The following is a 489-nucleotide window of genomic DNA, read 5'->3' as shown; positions in this document are numbered from 1 at the left end:
TCGTACGGCACGGTCCTCAACCGGCTCCACGACGCCGGGACCGTGATGCGCACGTCATGGCAGACCCGTCGGATGCGTCAGGACCCGCAGGCACGCAAACGCCTCGCCGCCCACCTGCGCACCCTGTACGAGCAGCACGGCGCGACCCTCACCGAGCTCTCCGCGGTTGCGGGAGAGACGAGGCGTGCTGCCCGACGACTGCTGATCGAGGCCGGCGGCACCGTGCGCACCACACAGCAGACGCTGCGGATGCGCTCCGCAGCGCGGGCGGCCGAGCGGCAGAAGCTCGCGATGTCCCTGCGGACGCGCTACGAAGCCGGATCCACGGTGCCGGAACTCGCCAAAGAGTGCAGCTACTCAGTCGCCACTGTCTACCGGCTCCTGCACCAGGCAGGCACCCGCATGCGGCCCCAGCACAACCACGGCCCGGCCCGCACCCCGAGGAAGCGGTCATGAGCGCCCTCGCAGGTGTCACCGGCGGCGCCTGGC

General features: G+C 71.4%; 1 protein-coding gene. It reads left to right on the top strand.

Going from position 1 to position 489, the window contains the following annotated elements:
- The coding region (locus RMT89_RS41025; RefSeq protein ID WP_315888847.1) for a helix-turn-helix domain-containing protein at positions 1 to 456 on the top strand (456 nt) is incomplete at its 5' end.
- Positions 457 to 489 lie beyond the last annotated feature (33 nt).

The sequence above is a fragment of the Streptomyces sp. P17 genome, assembly GCF_032436805.1.
Classification (GTDB): domain Bacteria; phylum Actinomycetota; class Actinomycetes; order Streptomycetales; family Streptomycetaceae; genus Streptomyces.
The sequence above is the reverse complement of the archived record's forward strand: the minus strand, read 5'-3'. Positions and strand labels throughout refer to the sequence as shown.